This window comes from Caballeronia sp. LZ065 (assembly GCF_031450975.1).
In the GTDB taxonomy this organism is placed as follows: domain Bacteria; phylum Pseudomonadota; class Gammaproteobacteria; order Burkholderiales; family Burkholderiaceae; genus Caballeronia.
Map to the genome: position 1 here is coordinate 1,257,731 of NZ_JARUXV010000004.1, position 15,495 is coordinate 1,273,225.

8 protein-coding genes are annotated in these 15,495 nt (G+C 64.4%); 5 read left to right on the forward strand and 3 right to left on the reverse strand.

Features of this window, described 5'->3' with window-relative positions:
* Window positions 1-3 precede the first annotated feature (3 nt).
* Window positions 4-1,323: a DNA topoisomerase IB gene (locus tag QCE63_RS32440; protein ID WP_309838835.1), complete on the reverse strand. Its 1,320-nt coding sequence runs from the start codon at window positions 1,321-1,323 to the stop codon at window positions 4-6.
* A gap of 84 nt (window positions 1,324-1,407) precedes the next feature.
* Window positions 1,408-2,145 carry a metallophosphoesterase gene (locus QCE63_RS32445; protein WP_309838836.1) on the reverse strand — a complete coding sequence of 246 codons (738 nt, stop codon included), beginning with the start codon at window positions 2,143-2,145 and terminating at the stop codon, window positions 1,408-1,410.
* A 159-nt stretch (window positions 2,146-2,304) separates the two neighbouring features.
* Here QCE63_RS32445 and QCE63_RS32450 point away from each other — a divergent pair, with 159 nt between their 5' ends.
* The 5 genes from QCE63_RS32450 to glgB all read left to right on the forward strand — a co-directional run bounded on the left by QCE63_RS32450 (window position 2,305) and on the right by glgB (window position 14,453).
* Window positions 2,305-2,976, forward strand: a complete 672-nt coding sequence (locus QCE63_RS32450; protein ID WP_309838838.1) for a DUF1345 domain-containing protein — start codon at window positions 2,305-2,307, stop codon at window positions 2,974-2,976.
* A 326-nt stretch (window positions 2,977-3,302) separates the two neighbouring features.
* Window positions 3,303-4,979, forward strand: coding sequence for a glycogen synthase GlgA (gene glgA, locus QCE63_RS32455; protein WP_309838840.1), 1,677 nt, complete (start codon window positions 3,303-3,305; stop codon window positions 4,977-4,979).
* Window positions 4,980-5,344: 365 nt separating this feature from the next.
* The gene (locus QCE63_RS32460) at window positions 5,345-8,749 is read left to right on the forward strand and encodes a maltotransferase domain-containing protein (RefSeq protein WP_309838842.1); all 3,405 of its coding nucleotides are present in this window, start codon (window positions 5,345-5,347) and stop codon (window positions 8,747-8,749) included.
* Between the two features lie 168 nt (window positions 8,750-8,917).
* Window positions 8,918-12,241 carry a maltose alpha-D-glucosyltransferase gene (gene treS / locus QCE63_RS32465; RefSeq protein WP_404990235.1) on the forward strand — a complete coding sequence of 1,108 codons (3,324 nt, stop codon included), beginning with the start codon at window positions 8,918-8,920 and terminating at the stop codon, window positions 12,239-12,241.
* Window positions 12,228-14,453: a 1,4-alpha-glucan branching protein GlgB gene (gene glgB, locus QCE63_RS32470; protein ID WP_309838844.1), complete on the forward strand. Its 2,226-nt coding sequence runs from the start codon at window positions 12,228-12,230 to the stop codon at window positions 14,451-14,453. Before treS ends, glgB begins: the two co-directional genes overlap by 14 nt.
* A gap of 613 nt (window positions 14,454-15,066) precedes the next feature.
* On the opposite strand, the gene QCE63_RS32475 is transcribed toward glgB, so the two are convergent.
* Window positions 15,067-15,438 (reverse strand): hypothetical protein, encoded by a 372-nt coding sequence (locus tag QCE63_RS32475; protein WP_309838846.1) that lies wholly within the window; start codon window positions 15,436-15,438, stop codon window positions 15,067-15,069.
* Between the last annotated feature and the right edge of the window lie 57 nt (window positions 15,439-15,495).

Here is a 15,495-nt window from a genome sequence, read left to right on the forward strand (position 1 = left end):
CTGTCAGCGGATGGCCAACGCCGTGGACGAACGCGTCCGCGCAAGCTTCTTCGACGCCGGCCGCGCCGCCTTGGGCGCCGGCTTCTTCGCAACGCGCTCCAGCGCCTGCGCCGCTACGTGCTTGCCGCTCGTCTTCAGCGCTCCGGCGCGCGCCTCGCGGCTGGATGCGTCGAGCAGGTTCGTGAGACGCGCATCGCTCGGGTCGGCGCCCTTGCGATGCTTGCGCGCCGCTTCACGCGCGCGGCGCTTCGCGTCCATTTCGAGAAAGATCGCGAGCACGGCTTCGTCGGTCTTGAGTCCGTGACGACGGCTTGCCGGCATCGATTCAGCGAGTTCGCCCGCCTCGAAAGCCTCGATCACCGCCGGATGCACATAGCACTTGCGGCACACCGCCGGGGTATTGCGCAGCAGCTGGGACACTTCCTTGATCGTGCCGACGACATGCTTGCGCGCCTCCGTCACCGTGTCCCACTTGAGCCTGCGCAGCGCCGCAAGTGCGAACACGCTGCCGGCCCACGTGCGATAGTCCTTCGCGGTGAAGTCGGCGTCGGTGATCTCGTGCAGATAGTCGTTGATGTCGGATGAACTGACCGAATGACGTTCGCCGTCGGCGTCGAGATACTGGAACAGGTCCTGCCCAGGCAGATCCATGCAGCGCTTGATGATGCGCGCAAGCCGCGCGTCGCTCACCGAGACATCGTGCTCGATGCCGCTCTTCCCGCGAAACCGGAAGCGCAGCGTGCCGGCTGAAACCTTCAGATGACGCTTGCGCAGCGTCGTCAGGCCGTAGGAGCGGTTCTCGCGCGCGTATTCCTCGCTGCCGACGCGGATCAGCGTCGTATCCAGCAGCCGCACCACCGTCGCGAGCACCTTGTTGCGCGGCATGCCGTCCAGCGCCAGATCGCGCGTCACGCGCGCCCGCAGCTTCGGCAGCACCGCGCTGAAGGCCAGCATGCGCTCGTACTTGGTGGCGTCGCGGGTCTCGCGCCATTGCGGGTGATAGCGATATTGCTTGCGTCCGCGCGCATCGCGGCCGGTGGCCTGCAAATGACCGCGGGCATCGGGGCAGATCCAGACATCGGAATAGGCGGGCGGAATCGCGAGCGCGTTGATGCGGCGCACTTCGGCTTCGTCGTCGATACGCTTGCCCAGCGTGTTGAAGAACGCGAACGCGCCGTCGATCCACTCGCGCGTGTAGCCGCGCCGTGAGTCGTCCATGTAGCGCAGGCCCGGCGGCAGATCTTCCGGGCAACCCTGCACGCCGCCGGCCGGCACGTCGCTCGCGCCGCCGCCCGCTTCACCATTTCGTCCGATTCTTGCCACCGTACGCCTCGCCTTGTTCTCGTTCGACTGATGGCAAGACATCGAGCAACGGCCGTGCCGGGCGCACGGGCTGCGACGATGGAATCAGGGCAGCGCGAGTGTGCGGGCGCCTTCGGAGGCGGCCCAGCGTTCCTTCACCGACCAGCGTTCGTCCGTGCCGGCCTGCACGATGGTCAGCCGCCCTTCCGACGCGAATGCGCCCGTGTCGATGAAAATCTGCGAGCCGATCTGCTTGATCGCGCGCATCGGCGTGTGGCCGCAGTAGGTGGGCGACAGCCCGCGCTGCTGCCCCGGGTCCGCCTGGCCCAGCGCGAGATCGCGTCCCCACAGCATTTGATTGCGGACATCGTCGGAGTAGTCGGCGGCGTCGAGGTCGGCGTCGCTGCCGAAGAACTCCGCGTGCAGCACGTTGAAGCGCTCCGCGCCCTCGCCGACGATGCGCACCAGCGGCAGCTTCGCGAGCCGCACCGCGAGTTCGCCGAGATGATCGTCGCCGAGCGTCTCGGCCCATGCGCCGCCGATGGCATACCACGCCTGCCTTCGCATCGCGCCGGTCGCCACGGCGATCAGTGAATCCTCGTGATTGCCGAGCACTGGATAAAACCACGGCTTGTCGATCAGATCGACCGCCGCGAGCGAGTCCGTGCCGCGATCGACCAGATCGCCGACGGAGAACAGCCGGTCCCGCGAGCCATCGAAGTGGATCTCGTGCAGCAGATAGCGCAGCGCATCGACGCAGCCATGCAGGTCACCGACCACGAAATCGCGGCCCGCGTTGTTGGCGGGGTGTCGGCAAACGACAGGATAGGTAGGACCATTCATGCGTCGATCTTAGCGCCGGTGGATGACAGCGTGTGCGGGGTGGCTCGCTTTCGGGAGTCGAATGGTGCGCGCGCCAATGACCCAAAGCACACGCTGCGCTGTTTGAAAGCCGCATAGGCAATAATCCCGGCATCGCGCGCATCCGTCTGGACTTAGTGCATGCCGAATAACAAGCAAAAAAACGTCCTCCCGTCCGTGCTGCGCAACCGTCCGCGAATGCTGATCGGGCTGATGGTGGGCTGTGTGGCCGCCGCGCTGCTGCCCGCGCATTTCCGTCCGACCGCGCGCGCCTTGATCGGCTGGGATACGGCCGTGTGGCTCTATCTCGTGCTGATCTGGCTGCAGATGGCCACCGCCGGCCAGAGCGACGTGCAGGCGCTGGCCGAGCGCGAGGACGAAAACGCGGCGATGGTCCTGATGATCGTCAGCGTGGCGGCGCTGGCGAGCATCGTGGCGATTGTCGTCGAACTGGCGTCCGCGAAGAGTCTCGGCGTCAAGGCAGTGCCGAACTACCTGCTCACCGGCGCAACCATGCTCGGCGCCTGGTTCCTGATCCCGACGATGTTCACCCTGCATTATGCGCGGCACTATTATCAGTCGCCGGACAACGAGCCCGCGCTGCGCTTCCCTGACAAGCACCTGAAGCCCGACTACTGGGACTTCCTGTACTTTTCCTTCACCATCGCGGTCGCCTCGCAGACCGCCGATATCGCGCTGGGCTCGACCGCCGCGCGCCGCAGCGCGCTCGCGCAATCGGTGCTGTCGTTCTTCTTCAATCTCGCGGTGCTGGGTCTCTCGATCAATATTGCGGCCAGCCTGGTCGGCGGCTGAAGGCGCTGACGGGAGCACGCAGCGCTTCATCACGCCGCTGTCACGCGGCTTCCCCACACTCATTGAGCACGCGTGTAAAAACGCGGCGCGCGCCGCTGTCAGTTTTACACGCGGCGCCGACGCCGTTGCGCACCGCACCCGATCAGCGCGGTCGGACGCTCTTGTCGAACGAAAGGCGGACATTCCCGTGCTGCACCGCACATAGACCGTGAGCGGGTGGCACAGCGATTGCTGCATTGCGCCAGCCAGTCCCATTCGCATATCCCGATCAGCACTCGCCGGCGCGGCGCATCGACCGCGCGTTCCTCTCGCTCAGGAGCCCCATTTTGCCTTTGAACGTTCTGCTGGTCGCCTCTGAAGCCGTCCCGCTCGCCAAGACCGGCGGACTCGGCGACATGGTCAGCGCCTATGCCGCCGCGCTGCGCCAGGCCGGCGTCGATGCCACCATCCTGCTGCCCGCTTATCCGAACGCGATCGCGCAGGCTGAAGGTCTCACCAAGGTCGGCACGCTTGCCGGCCTGCCCGGCGGCGACGCCGATTTGCTGCGGGGCCGCATGCCCGATACCGGCGTGCCGATACTTTTGTTGCGCTGCGATGCGCTGTACGCACGCACCGGCCTCTATCAGGACGCGCAAGGCCGCGACTATACGGACAACGCCGTGCGTTTCGCGACGCTCTCGGCGGCGGCAGTTCGAATCGCACAAGGCGTGCGCAACGTGAAGCGGCCGGACATCGTCCATGCGCACGACTGGCACACCGGTCTCACGCCGCTGCTGATGAAGGCTGCTGGCGTGCACGCAAAGAGCGTTTTCACGATCCACAATCTCGCATTCCAGGGCAACTATGCGCTCTCGCTTGGTGCGTCTCTCGGCGTGCCCGACAACTGGCTCGTGCATGCGCTGAGCGACCCGAAGAGCATCGAGTTCTACGGCGCGTTGAGTCTGATGAAAGCGGGCATCATCCACGCTGATCGCGTGACGACCGTCTCCGAAACCTACGCGCGCGAAATCCTGACGCCGCGTTTCGGTCATCTGATGGAAGGCGTGCTGCAAAGCTGCGCGGACAAGCTGTCGGGCGTGGTGAATGGCATCGACGAACACGTGTGGAATCCCGCCACGGATCCGACCATCGAGCGCAACTATTCTTTCGACGACATGCGCGGCAAGCATGCCTGCAAGCGCGCGCTGCAACGCAAGTTCGGCCTGCCCGTCGATCCGTTCGCGCCGGTGATGGCCATCGGCAGCCGCATGACCAGCCAGAAGCTCGCCGATGTCGTGCTCGAAGCGCTGCCGCGTCTGCTGGCGCAGCATCCGCGCCTGCAACTGGCCGTGATTGGCAAGGGCGAAGCGCATATCGAAGCAGGCTTCCGCAAGCTGGCGCAGGAATGGCCGGATCGCGTCGGCGTGACGATTGGCTATGACGAACGGCGCGCGCACGCGCTGCACGTCGGTGCCGACATCCTGCTGCACGGCAGCCGCTTCGAGCCGTGCGGCCTGACGCAGATGTATGCGATGCGCTACGGCACGCTGCCGATCGCATCGCGCGTAGGCGGCCTCGCCGACACGATCGTCGATGCGGCGCAGAACGCCGATGTCATCGCGTCCAACGTGCTGCGTCCGTCCGTGTATTTGCGCGACGGCACGCACGACCAGCCCATCGCGCACGCCTCCGTGCAGCGGGCCGCAGACGCGCCCACGGGCTTCCTCTTCGACGGCGAACGCGCCGACGACATTCTCCACGCCGCCGCCCGTGCGCTCGACGCCTACATGCGTCCGCAAGTGTGGCGCGCGCTGCAGCGCAACGCGATGTCCTGCGATTTCGGATGGAACGAAGCCGTCGCGGAGATGGTCGCACTGTACGCCGGCGTGAGCGATGCCCGGCCGAGCCGGACAGCGCTGCGGCCGCGCCGTGCCGCCGAGGCCGTGCCCGCGCCGGTGTCCGTGCCGGCGCAGGACGCGCATGCACTCACAACCGACAAAACGCTCGTCGCGCGCAGTGCGTGAGCGCGACGCCTGCACTTGCTCCATAGTAGTGCCCTGATGCAGAGCTGACGCGGCCGGCGTGCCGGGCGCGGCACGCAACGTGCTCCCTCCCCGTGCGATGTTCCTGGGGCATTCGTTCGGGATCGACTGCCGGGACGCGTGGCGCACCGCGAGCGCGAATTGCGCCTGGCGCACGGTATCGCGCGACAGGCGAACAGGCCGATGTCGACATTCGACCGGTTCCGCGCCTATTGCCCGCACGCGAGCAGCAGTGCGCCATGCGCCGGAACGTGCGGACCGGCTCTTCAGCCGTTTGGTCCGTGAGCGCGATCGCGATCGAAGTCCGCATCCCCGCCACCGCAGGACGACTCTGGAAAATACGAACGATGGAAAACCATCAAGCTCATCATGCGTACGCGCCGCGTATCTACTTCATCGATCCCCTGCTCGTCGGCCCTCTTGCGAACTGGGCGGCCCAGTTCGAGCATGCGGCCGCGCTCGGCTTCGATCACGTCCTGATCGGCTCGCCGTTCGTGCCCGGCAGCAACGGGCATCGCGAGGCCGTCGCCGATCATCACCGTCTGCATCCCGTATTCGAGTTCGACGGCAACGCCGCCGAAGGGCTGGGTCAGCTCGCCGCCGCCGCGCAGAAGCACGCGCTCACGCTGCTGGTCGATATCGTGATCGACCGGGTCAGCGCCGAAGGCGGCCTGTACCAGGACAACAAGCACTGGTTCCAGCCGTTCGAAAGCGCCGATGCGCGCCTCGACCCGCGCATGCCGCCGCGCAAGCGCGACGTCGCCTGGGCCGACTTCACGAACGGTGAAGCCGCGGACCGCCTGACCGAATGGTGGGCGCGCGAGCTGAACCAGATGTCCGATGCGGGCGTCGGCGGCTTTCGTTTCGATGCGCCGCACGCCGTGCCCGCGCACGTGTGGCGACGCCTTGGCGCGGCGGTCCGGGAAAAGCATCCGGAATCGCGCTGGCTCGCGTGGACGGTCGGCGTCACGCGTCACGACCTGCACGGCCTCTCCGACGCCGCCTTCGACGCCGTGTTCACCTCCACCCGCTGGTGGGACTTCAAGAGCGCCTGGCTGTTCGACGAACACGCGGCGCTGGCGCGCATTGCGTCGCCGGTGGCGTTTCCGGAAGATCCGTTCGGCACGCGTTTCATCGGCGACCTGACCGATACCAGCGACACCGCACTGCTCGAACGCGCCTATACGCGCGTGCTCGACACCGCCGCCGCGCTCGGCACCGGCTGGATGGTGCCGATGGGCTTCGAATACGGCATCGGCCTGCCGCTGTCGCCGCAGTATGGCGTCGCGGCCGAATACGCGCGCGCGACGAACGAGAAGCGCATCGACCTGACGGCGCGCATCCGCCGCGCCAATGATCTGCAACGCAATGTGGCGACGCTGTCGAGTGTCGGCGAACTGCGTTCGCTCACCGGCGCGGGCACGCCCTACGCGGCGCTGATCCGCGCCGACGGCGGCGATCTGCGGCGCAGCGAAGGCGCCGTGCTGGCGGTGTTCAATCCCGATCTCGTCGCGCCGGTGCAGGTGGATACGCTGCATCTGCTCGAATCCGTGCCGGGCAACTACACGCGTTTCGCACCGATCGACGACACCCTCGGCCAGGCCGAACGCCTCGCGCCGTTCACGCTGCACGCGGGCGAAGTGCGCCTGTTCCGCGCCGAAGCCGAGCCGTTCATCCTGCTCGCGCAGCCGCAGGTCAAGCGCGGCGCGAAGGCCGCCGACAAGAAATCGGTGGCCGAGGCGATCGCCGCGTCGCGTGTGTCGATTGAAAGCGTTACGCCGTCGGTGGATCACGGGCGCTTCCCGGCAAAACGGATCGTCGGCGAGGCGTTGGAAGTGCAGGCCGCGATCTTCGCCGAAGGTCACGACAAGATCGCCGCCTCGGTGCAATGGCGCGCCGCGGATGAAACCGACTGGCACGAAGCGCCGATGACCGCCGTGCAGCCCGCCGGCCTCGATTTGTGGCGCGCGCGCATTCCGCTGGAACGCGTGGGGCGTCACGAGTTCGTCGTGATGGCGTGGCGCGACGACTACGCGTCGCTGGTCGATCACATGCAGAAGAAGCTGAAGGCCGGGCAGACCGTCGAGCTGGAAGTGGAGGAAGCGAAGCATCTGTTCGCGCTGATCCTCGCCGAAGTCAAGACCGCCGGCGACGTCAACTCCGACAGCGCCTCGCTCGACGCCATCGTCAAGGAATTCACCAAGGCCAACGACGCGCGCAAGCTGGAACTGGTGCTCGCACCCGCGACCGCGAAGGCAGTGGCGGCGGCGCGGCACCGTCCGTTCCTGTCGCGCGATCCGGTGGTGTATCGCGTGGACGCCGAACGCGCCGCCGCGCGCTTCGCGAGCTGGTACGAGATCTTCCCGCGTTCGATGAGCGACGACGTGAACCGTCACGGCACGTTCATCGACGTGATCGGCAAGCTGCCGCGCATCCGCGAGATGGGCTTTGACGTGCTCTACTTTCCGCCGATCCATCCCATTGGCGTGGCGAACCGCAAGGGCAAGAACAACACGCTGACGACCGAGCCGGGCGACGTGGGCAGTCCGTATGCCATCGGCGGCAAGGAAGGCGGACACACGGCGGTGCATCCGGAACTCGGCAATCTCGATGACTTCAAGCGCATGCTCGAAGCCGCGCATGAACATGGTCTCGAGATCGCGCTCGACTTCGCGGTGCAATGCTCGCCAGACCACCCGTGGCTCAAGGAGCATCCGACGTGGTTCGCGTGGCGTCCGGACGGCACGCTGCGTTACGCGGAGAACCCGCCGAAGAAGTATCAGGACATCGTGAACCCGGACTTCTATGCGCAGGACGCGAAGCCTGAACTGTGGACTTCGTTGCGCGACGTCTTCCTGCACTGGATCGACGCGGGCGTGCGCATCTTCCGCATCGACAATCCGCACACCAAGCCTTTCCCGTTCTGGGAATGGGTGATCGGCGACGTGCGCGCGCGCCATCCCGACGTGATTTTCCTCGCGGAAGCTTTCACGCGGCCGCGCGTGATGAACCGGCTGGCGAAGCTCGGCTTCTCGCAGTCGTACACGTACTTCACCTGGCGCGAGAGCAAGCGCGACTTCATCGAGTACATGCACGACCTCGCGCAGACCGACGCGAAGGAATTCTTCCGTCCGAACTTCTTCGTGAACACACCGGACATCAACCCGCGCTTCCTGCAAAGCTCGGGACGGCCGGGTTTCGTGATCCGCGCGGCGCTGGCGGCCACCTTGTCCGGCTTGTGGGGCGTGTACAGCGGCTTCGAACTGTGCGAGTCCGCCGCGCTGCCGAACAGCGAGGAGTATCTGAACTCCGAGAAGTACGAACTCCGCGCGTGGGACTGGAACCGGCCCGGCAACATCGTCACCGAGATCACCGCATTGAACCGCATCCGCCGCGCAAATCCCGCGTTGCAGTCGCATCTCGGCATCAACTTCTTGCCCGCGCATAACGACAACATCCTGTTCTTCGAGAAAGCGAACGCCGCGCGCGACAACGTCGTGCTGGTCGCGATCAATCTCGATCCGTTCAATGAGCAGGGCGCAGACATCGAACTGCCGTGGCAAACGCTCGAGGCCTGGGGCGTGCGCGAATGGGATGCCGTGGGCGTGGAGGACCAGGTGACGGGCGAACGTTTCGAATGGCGCGGACGGCGTCAGCACGTGCGGCTCAATCCGCATTCGCTGCCGTTTGCGATCTGGCGCATCGCGCCGACCTGGGGCCTGCCGAAGCCTCAGCCGGACACGGCGGCATGAACCCATAAAACACAGACAGCAGCGCCGAGAAAGCACACCAGAAACAAGGGCGAACCGACATCGGCGAGCCCGACAGAACATTGGAGCGAAACCGTGGATACAAGGGTGAAGCGCAACAAGAAGGCGTCGATTCTCAGCGACGATCCGCTCTGGTACAAAGACGCGATCATGTATCAGGTTCACATCAAGTCATTCTTCGATGCGAACAACGACGGCATCGGCGATTTTCCCGGCCTGCTCGCGAAGCTCGATTACATCGCGGAGCTGGGCGTCGATGCAATCTGGCTGCTGCCGTTCTATCCATCGCCGCGTCGCGACGATGGCTACGACATCGCCGACTATCGCAACGTGCATCCCGACTACGGCACGATTGCGGACGTCAAGCGCTTCATCCAGGAAGCGCATGCGCGCGGCATTCGCGTGATTACCGAACTGGTCATCAATCACACGTCGGACCAGCATCCGTGGTTCCAGCGCGCGCGCCATGCGAAGCCCGGCTCGGCGCACCGCAACTACTACGTGTGGTCCGACACGGACAAGAAATACGAAGAGACGCGCATCATCTTCATCGATTCGGAGCCGTCCAACTGGACGCATGATCCGGTCGCGGGCCAGTACTACTGGCACCGCTTCTATTCGCACCAGCCGGACCTCAACTTCGACAATCCCGCGGTCCTGAAGGAAGTGCTGTCGGTGATGCGCTTCTGGCTCGACATGGGCATCGACGGCCTGCGGCTGGACGCGGTGCCGTATCTGGTCGAACGCGAAGGCACGAACAACGAAAACCTGCCGGAAACGCACGACATCCTGAAGAAGATCCGCGCGACCATCGACGCCGAGTATCCGAACCGCATGCTGCTCGCGGAAGCGAACCAGTGGCCGGAGGACGTGAAGGAATACTTCGGCGATGAAGATGAATGCCACATGGCGTTCCACTTCCCGTTGATGCCGCGCATCTACATGTCGATTGCAAGCGAAGACCGCTTCCCGATCACCGACATCATGCGGCAGACGCCGGACCTCGCCGAGACGAACCAATGGGCGATCTTCCTGCGCAATCACGACGAACTCACGCTCGAAATGGTCACGGACTCCGAGCGCGACTACTTGTGGAACACCTATGCGAGCGACCGCCGCGCGCGGTTGAACCTGGGCATTCGCCGGCGGCTCGCGCCGCTGATGGAACGCGACCGACGCCGTATCGAACTGATCAACTCGCTGCTGCTCTCGATGCCGGGCACGCCGGTCATCTATTACGGCGACGAGCTCGGCATGGGCGACAACATCCACCTGGGCGACCGCGACGGCGTGCGCACGCCGATGCAATGGTCGTCGGACCGCAACGGCGGCTTCTCGCGCGCCGATCCGGAGCAACTGGTACTGCCGCCCGTAATGGGCTCGCTCTACGGCTATGACGCGGTCAATGTGGAATCGCAGAGCCGCGATCCGCATTCGCTGCTGAACTGGACGCGCAAGATGCTCGCGGTGCGCCGTTCGAAACATGCGTTCGGACGCGGCACGATCCGCTTCCTGCGGCCCGCGAACCGCAAGATCCTGGCTTATGTGCGCGAACTGGAAGGCGAGCCGCCCATCCTGTGCGTGGCGAACCTCTCGCGTGCGCCGCAAGCGGTGGAGCTGGACCTGTCGGAGTTCGCCGGCTCGGTGCCGCTGGAAATGACCGCCGACTCGCCGTTCCCGCCGATCGGCCAGCTGACTTATCTGCTGACTTTTCCGCCGTATGGCTTCCTGTGGTTCCAGCTGTGTCCCGGCAACATGCGGCCCGCATGGGCGCAGGCGCCGTCCGAACAATTGCCGGAGTTCGTCACGATGGTGATTCGCGCCGGCCAAACCGGACCGACGCCTGAGAACGTGCGCCTGCTCGAATCCGAAGTGCTGCCGAGTTATCTGAGCAAGCGCCGCTGGTTTGCGTCGAAGGATCAGAAGCTGCATGCGGTGCGCCTCGCCGCGCTGACGACGATCGAGAACGCGGGCTTTGCCTTCACCGAGATCGAAGCCGATGTCGGCGACCACTGTGAACGCTATGTGCTGCCGCTGTCGATTGCGTGGGGCACGGAAACCACCTCGCCGCTGTACATGCAGCTGGCGCTGGCGCGCGTGCGGCGCAATCGCAACATCGGTCATCTGACCGACGCGTTCTCGGTGCCGCAATTCGCCTACGGTGTGTTGCGCAAGCTCAAGGAACGCGCGGTCGTGCCTACCGTGCAGAAGAGCGAAATCCGCTTTCTGCCGACGGAACGCCTCGACCAGCTCGACTTCAATCCGGCCCAGCCGCCTGAGATCCGCTGGCTTGCGGCCGAGCAGAGCAACAGCTCGCTCGTGGTCGGCGATACGGTCGTGCTCAAGCTGGTGCGGCGCGTGGTCGGCGGCATTCATCCGGAAGCGGAGATGAGCCGCTATCTGACGAGCCTCGGCTATGCGAACACGGGTCCGCTGTATGGCGAAGTGGTGCGCGTCGATCCGGAAGGCGTGCCGCATACGCTCGTGATCCTGCAGGGCTTCATCGACAATCAGGGCGATGCGTGGAACTACGCGCTCGACTATCTGCGCCGCACCGTCGATGAGCTGGCGGTGGTCGTCGAAAACGAGGAGAACACGCAGGAACGCGATGCCCAGGCCGAAGGCTTCACCGGCTACTCGAACATTTCGGGCGTGATCGGCAAGCGGCTGGGCGAACTTCACGTCGCGCTCGCGAGTCCCACTGACGACGCGGCGTTCGCCCCGCAGCGCGCCAGTGAGGAAGATGTGAAGAACTGGATGGACGGCACGCTGAAGCTGCTTGAATCGGCGCTGGATATCGTGGCGCAGAAGATCGGCGAGTTCAACGAACACGATACGTTCCTCGCGCAGAGCCTGCTGGACCGGCGCGACATGCTGGTCGATGCCGTGAAGAAGCTGGTCGCGCCGTCCGCCGATGCGCTGTGTATTCGCATCCATGGCGACTTCCATCTGGGTCAGGTGCTGATGGCGCAGGGCGATGCGTATCTGATCGACTTCGAGGGCGAACCGGCGCGCGCGCTGGACGAGCGCCGCAGGAAGACGAGCCCGCTGCGCGATGTCGCCGGCTTGCTGCGTTCGCTGTCGTATGCGAGCGCCGCAGCGCAGTCGACGACTGAAGTGGCGCCCGCGCTAACCGCCGACCGCAAGCGCGCGCTGTTCGAACGGCTGCGGGCGATTGCCGAGGAAAGCTTCTTGCGTGAGTACATGGCAGCCATCGCCGCATCGCCTGAACAGATCGCGGCTGACGATGTGTTCGAGCCCTTGCTCGATCTCTTCCTGATCGAGAAGGCCGCCTACGAAATCCGCTACGAAGCAGCGAACCGGCCGACCTGGATCGGCCTTCCGTTGCGGGGTCTCGCGTCGCTCGCGAGCCGCCTGCTGGGCGACACGGGCGAGCCGCCCGCACCCGGCACGCGACCTGTGTACGGAGCAACCAAGGACAATCCGGATGGAACCCACCATGAACAATCGTAGCGATCCGGCGGATACCAGGAATCCGGCGCACGGCCTCAATCCGCTCGATATCGACGCGCTCGTCGACGCGCGCCATCCTGACCCGTTCTCGATGCTCGGCATGCATCAGACCGATGTCGGCCACGTCGTGCGCGCCTATCTGCCGGGTGCATCGGGCGCGAGCGTCGTCGATGCGAAGAGCGGCGAGCATCTCGGCGCGCTGACGCGCATTCACGACGCGGGACTGTATGCGGGCTTCGTCGAGAGGCCTGCGGCGTACCGGTTGAAAGTTGACTGGCATGGCACGCCGCAGGAAACGCACGATACGTATTCCTTTGGCCCCACGCTCTCCGATGAATGGCTGACGCGTCTCTCGCACGCCGATCCTTATGCCGTGCTCGAATGCCTGGGCTCGCGACCGGTCACGCATGACAATGTGGCGGGCGCGCGCTTCGCCGTGTGGGCGCCGAATGCACGGCGTGTGTCGGTGGTGGGCGACTTCAACACCTGGGACGGCCGTCGTCATCCGATGCGCCTGCGTCACAACGCGGGCGTGTGGGAGCTGTTCATTCCGGGCATTGGCGCGGGCACGCGCTACAAGTACGAGATTGTCACGCGCGAAGGGCATACGCTGCCGCTCAAGGCCGACCCGTGTGCGATGCAGAGTGAGAAGCCGCCGTCGACAGCCTCGGTGGTCGCGGATGCGGATGCCATCGATCATTACGCGTGGACCGATGCCGACTGGATGGCTTCACGTGGCGGCAAGCAGACGGCGCAATCGCCTATCACGATCTATGAGGCTCATGCCGAATCGTGGCTGCGTGTGCCGGAGGAAGCCAATCGCGGCATGAACTGGCACGAGCTGGCGGAGCGTTTGATTCCGTATGCGAAGGGCATGGGTTTCACGCACCTCGAATTCATGCCGATCGCCGAGCATCCGTTTGGGGGTTCGTGGGGTTATCAGCCGCTTGGGCAATTCGCACCTTCAGCGCGCTTCGGCACGCCGGAGCAGTTCGCCGAGTTCGTGAACCGCGCGCACGAGGCGGGACTGGGCGTCATCATCGACTGGGTGCCGGCGCACTTCCCGAACGATGCACATGGACTGGTGCAGTTCGACGGCACGCCGCTCTATGAGCACGCGGATCCACGCGAGGGCTATCACCAGGACTGGAACACGATGATCTACAACCTCGGACGCAACGAGGTGAGTGCGTTCCTGATTGCATCGGGTCTGGCTTGGCTGAAGCGCTATCACGTCGATGGTCTGCGTGTGGACGCGGTGGCGTCGATGTTGTATCGCGACTATTCGCGCAAGGCGGGTGAATGGGTGCCCAACATTTACGGCGGACGCGAGAATCTGGAATCGATTGCATTTCTCAAGCACCTCAATCATGAAGTGCGGCAGATTCCGGGCGCGATCACGGTGGCGGAAGAATCGACGGCCTGGCCCGGCGTGACGGCGAGCGTGGAAAGCGGCGGACTGGGTTTCGACTTCAAGTGGAACATGGGGTGGATGCACGACACGCTGCATTACATGGAGGAAGACCCGGTCTATCGCCAGTATCACCATCATCTTTATACGTTCGGGATGGTGTACGCGTATTCCGAGCGCTTTGTGCTGCCGTTGTCGCACGATGAGGTGGTGCATGGCAAGGGCTCGTTGATCGGCAAGATGCCGGGAGACCGGTGGCAGAAGTTTGCCAATCTGCGGGCTTATTTCGGCTTCATGTGGACGCATCCGGGGAAGAAGCTCTTGTTCATGGGCGGCGAGTTCGGGCAGGTTGCGGAGTTCAATCATGATGAGTCACCGCATTGGCATCTGCTTGAAGATGCATTGCATGGCGGGTTGCAGAAATGCGTGCGTGATTTGAATCTGCTCTATACGGGCGAACCGGCGTTGCACAAGCTGGATTGCGATCCGCGCGGGTTTGAATGGATCGTCGGCGATGACAACGGGAATAGTGTGTATGCGTATCGGCGGACTGATGCCGAAGGGCGCGATCTCGTTATTGTTTGCAACATGACGCCGGTGCCGAGGCTGGCTTATCGGATCGGCATGCCGCGGGCCGGGCGCTGGAGCGAAGTGTTCAATTCCGATGCCTCGGTGTATGGAGGGTCGAATCTTGGCAATGGCGGGGTTATTCATACCGATGACTATCCGAGTCATGGACGCGGGCAGTCGGCAGCGTTGACGTTGCCGCCGTTGGCGACGGTGGTTCTGCGGGCCGATTGAAAGGGGATTGGGGTTGGGTGGGCGGTGCTTGGATGCTTGCATGAAACTTGTGAGCACATCGGTTTGTTGGCGCTGCCCTTCTCTCGCCATGCGCTTTCATGGACTTCCCGTTTTCGCGTTGGTTTGCTGGCACTGCCCCTCCCCGGGGCGGGGGTAACTTTCTTTGCCGCTGCAAAGAAAGTCACCAAAGAAAGCAGCTTTCTTATCGCCCAGTGTCAGCACACGGGCACAGCACAGAACCATATTTCTGGCCCGGCACTAGCGAGTGCCCTCATAGGCCCCACCGGGCGTGGATCGCGGACCCACCGTGCAACCGCGCCATTGAACAAACTGGTACAGCCCCTCAAAGCTCCGGCGCTGCGCTTCGCGCCGCCGTCCGGTCAATCGGGTCTGCCCGCGCCTGTTTGCTGATGCCTCCATCTCACTGCTCGTGCCGCCCACTGGTTTCCCTTGCATACCCTGCGGCAGCGCGTAGCGCTGGGCCGGCGCTTTCAGGGGCTGCACCAGTTCGTTAAACGGCGCGTTGTCACGGTGGGTCCGCGATCCACGCCCGGTTAGGCCTGTGAGGGCACTCGCTATTGCCGGGCCAGTGAGGTGCTTCTGTGTCGCGCCACTACTGAACCTTGGGCGATAAGAAGCTGCTTTCTTTGGTGACTTTCTTTGCAGCGGCAAAGAAAGTTACCCCCGCCCCGGGGAGGGGCAGTGCCAGCAAACCAACGCGAATACGGGAAGTCCATGAAAGCGCAGGCAAGCCAAACACAAGCAACCCACGCGAAGGACCAGAGCGAATACGGAAAAGCCCATCGAAGCGCATGCATAGGAAACGAGGCGACAGCATGAGTCGGAAGGCGCTAGCAAGAAAGCACGAACCGACCTGATTGACCGCCGCCGCCGCTATCGCGGCCGAACCAAGCAGATCGCTCTTGCTCATGTTTTCGTCGTCATGCGCCGAAGCTTTCCATGCCCAAAAATGCATTGCCATCATTCTCGATCCTGCCAATGCCATTCGAGGCGGTCACGCAGAAATGTCCCCTCCGTCTTC